Source organism: Rhizobium sp. No.120 (assembly GCF_054558365.1).
Genome location: NZ_BAAJNQ010000065.1, coordinates 1 through 519, shown reverse-complemented (window position 1 = coordinate 519; position 519 = coordinate 1). Strand labels below are relative to the sequence as shown.

Sequence of the window (519 nt, the reverse complement as noted above, 5' to 3'; positions counted from 1 at the left end):
GCGTCACGATACCAGTCGGCATCATAGCCACGGTCGGCCAGTAGCCATTTGGCCTTGGGAAGTTCATCAAGCAAGGCGGCAGCACCGGTGTAATCGCTGATTTGACCGGCCGTTATGAAGAAACTGATCGGGCGACCACTCGCATCCGTCACGGCATGAAGCTTGGTGTTCATCCCGCCTTTCGTGCGTCCAATCAGGCGACCCGCGCCCCCTTTCTTACCCGCAGGCTCGAAGCCGTGCGGTGGGCCTTGGGATAGGTTGCATCAATCATGACGGTCTGGTGTTCTGCAGCTTCAGGCACAGCCAGGCCGTCCATCATCTGGATAAAGATGCCCTTGTCGCTCCAGCATTTCCAGCGGTTATACAGCGTTTTCGCCGGGCCATATTCCTTCGGCGCATCGCACCACCGGAGCCCGTTGCGATTGACGAAAATGATGCCGCTCAGCACACGCCGATCATCGACACGCTGGCGGCCATGGCTCTTGGGGAAATAGGGCTGAAGACGAGCCATTTGCTCGT

General features: G+C 58.4%; 1 pseudogene. It reads right to left on the bottom strand.

Annotation, left to right across the window (positions count from 1 at the left end):
• Positions 1-519: pseudogene (locus tag ACYJRZ_RS31960) on the bottom strand (IS5 family transposase); the annotation flags it as partial.